This window comes from Dyella japonica, from assembly GCF_040545895.1.
Classification (GTDB): domain Bacteria; phylum Pseudomonadota; class Gammaproteobacteria; order Xanthomonadales; family Rhodanobacteraceae; genus Dyella; species Dyella japonica_D.
Map to the genome: position 1 here is coordinate 1 of NZ_JBEPMU010000021.1, position 2,607 is coordinate 2,607.

General features: G+C 59.5%; 1 protein-coding gene and 2 pseudogenes. 2 read left to right on the forward strand and 1 reads right to left on the reverse strand.

The window, feature by feature from the left end:
• A pseudogene (locus ABIC75_RS23030) lies at positions 1–651 on the forward strand (transposase); the annotation flags it as partial.
• A gap of 268 nt (positions 652–919) precedes the next feature.
• Here the strand turns inward: ABIC75_RS23030 and ABIC75_RS23035 are convergent.
• A complete protein-coding gene (locus tag ABIC75_RS23035; protein ID WP_354016220.1) occupies positions 920–2,197 on the reverse strand; it encodes an IS110 family transposase in 1,278 nt (425 codons plus the stop codon).
• Between the two features lie 89 nt (positions 2,198–2,286).
• On the opposite strand from ABIC75_RS23035, the pseudogene ABIC75_RS23040 reads away from it, so the two are divergent.
• Positions 2,287–2,586 (forward strand): annotated as a pseudogene (locus ABIC75_RS23040) (integrase core domain-containing protein); the annotation flags it as partial.
• Between the last annotated feature and the right edge of the window lie 21 nt (positions 2,587–2,607).

The window sequence follows — 2,607 nt, forward strand, 5'->3', positions numbered from 1 at the left end:
GCGACCTACTACGTGTGGAAGTCCAAGTACGGCGGCATGGGGGCCTCGGATGTGCAGCGCTTGCGGGACATCGAAGCGGAGCACGCCAAGCTCAAGCGAATGTATGCCGAACTAGCGATGGAGAACCACGCGCTGAAGGATCTGATCGCAAAAAAGCTGTAGACCCGGCGCACAAGCGCCCGCTTCTGGCCTGGTTGATGAGTCAGCACGGCTGGAGCGAGCGTCGGGCTTGCATGGCGATCGGCCTGTCACGATCGACGGTGTGCTATCGGCGGCGACCGGACCGAGACGACGAAGTCATCGCGCTATTGGCGGAACGCTTTCCCGAGCGTGGCTTCGACAAGCCGTTCCCGTTGATTCGGTGCCGCGGCCTGGTGTGGAACCACAAGAGGGTATGGCGCGTGTATTGCCTGATGCAGCTCAATCGTCGTCGGCGCGGCAAGAAGCGCATGCCCAACCGGCACCCGCTGCCGTTGGTCGCTGGCGAACACATCAACGGCAGTTGGTCGATCGACTTCATGTCCGACGCGTTGTGGGATGGCCGGCGCTTTCGCACGTTCAATGTCATCGACGACTTCAGCCGCGAAGCGCTAGCCATCGATGAACCTGCCGGCGACTCGCGTCATCCGCACGCTGGAGCGCATCGCGGCGTGACGAGGCTATCCGGCTTAGTTGCGCCTGGACAACGTACTAACTGTGTAGTCAAGCGCGACGTGAGGGCGAACGATGCCAAGACGCCGTGAGGCACCTTTGTTGACTCCGTCACCTGCACGCACGAAGCAATCCGTGGGCTTCCACGTGACAAGGGATCCCTTGATCTGACCATAGTGAACACGAGGTCCATGCGGTGGCATGGCCTCGACCGTACCTAAAACAGCATAGGGTCCCCGTGGAAGGTCCGAGCATTATCTACAGGATCCTAAGTGGTCCCGACGGCCCAACTGAGAGGGATCGATCCACGGGGTAAAGCGTCTTCGGCGTAGCAGCGATACATGGTTTGATGCTTAATCAGGGCATAGGCCACACGGGCCATCTTGGCGACCACGGCGGTCATTGCTTTGCGCTTGCGATCGGCATTGAGCGGATCGCTCTGGATGTAGCGTGCGTACTTCTCGCGGAAGCTGTTTTCTCGCATACGCACGGCAATACTTGCGGCGAACCAAAAAGCAAAGCGTAGGCGGGCGTTGCCTCGCTTAGAGAGCTTCTCGTGTCCCTTGAACTGCCCCGATTGTGCGGTGGCCAAGTCGAGACCGCAGTATTTGAGGAACTGACGATGATGAGCAAAGCGACGTAGATCGCCGCTCTCGGCCAGAATGGTCAGCGCCAGGATCGGCCCCACACCAGGCAACGAACGCAATGCTTCGTAGTCGGCGCGTCCCTGAAGGAGAGCGTGCGCATGCTCGGAGAGAGCATCGCACTGTTCGATCAATGCTTGGTAGCGACGTAGCTGTAGACGAAACGTCTCGATCTCGGTGCTGTCCGTGGCGATGGGCAGGCCGATACTCGATTGCGCACGTTCATAGAGTTCGCGTAGCCAGGCGCGCTTGTTGACCTTGCGACCCACCGCTTCCCAGGCTTCGCGCTGGAAGTCCTCAAAATCCAGTATGCGTATGGATGCCGCGGTGGGGAACAGCAACAAGAAGCGCGCAAACCAATCGGCATGGCTGCTGGAGAAGAAGCGCTCCACTTCTGGGAAATACAGTGGCAAATAGTGGGTCAACAGACTGTGTTGTAACCGCGTTCGCGCCAGACTGATCTGGTGGTGCGTTTTGGATAGTTCCTGCAGACCATGATGACCCGCCAAAAGTGGATCGACATAGCGCTGGGTGATGCCCTGCTTGAGCAAAGCCAGGATGACGCCAGCGTCCTTGGGATCGTTCTTGTCCCAGGAGTTGAACATGGCCTCACGGTAACGGGCACCGGCAACGGACGACACCAAGCACACCTCCATGCCATAAGAAAGCAGCCGGTAGGCCAAGGTGCGGTGATAATCACCCGTGGGCTCCATAGCCACACGAACCGGCGATGGGAGCGTCCTCAATAGATCGACCAGACGCTGGTGATCTTCCAGCGTGCTGGCCATGCGGAAACGCTGCTGCTTACCGCCAGGTGTTTCGATCAGGACGGCATGGTGGTGTTTGGCGATATCGATCGCCACCCATGTCGCGGCGGACGTAGTATCGGGCCGGGTAGTCATCGTCGGCATGCTCCTGCGGTGTGTGAGAACCCTCAGGATCCTCTCGCCGACGGTGGCTGCCCACGGAATCATGCTTCGATATGTACTATGGCCCGGAATTTGTTGCCCTAGTCCTGGCCGAATGGGCGGAGCGCAAAAGCATCGTCTTGGACTTCATCGAGCCTGGCCGCCCGATGCAGAACGGCTTCATCGAACGCTTCAACGGCAGCTATCGGCGTGGCGTGCTTGACATGCATGTGTTCCGCACCCTCAACGAGGTGCGTGAGCACACGGAGCAGTGGCTCGCCGACGACAACCGCGAGATTCCCCATGACAGCCTCGGCGGGCTGACGCCCGCCGAATTCCGTGTCCAGAACGATCCGGCCACCTCTAGTTATTCGTGGCACTGATCTGAGGGGAGTCGACACATC

Bases quoted from the DNA above. Each gene is read 5' to 3' on its own strand.
- ABIC75_RS23035 (WP_354016220.1), bottom strand. From the start codon at position 2,197: ATGACTACCCGGCCCGATACTACGTCCGCCGCGACATGGGTGGCGATC.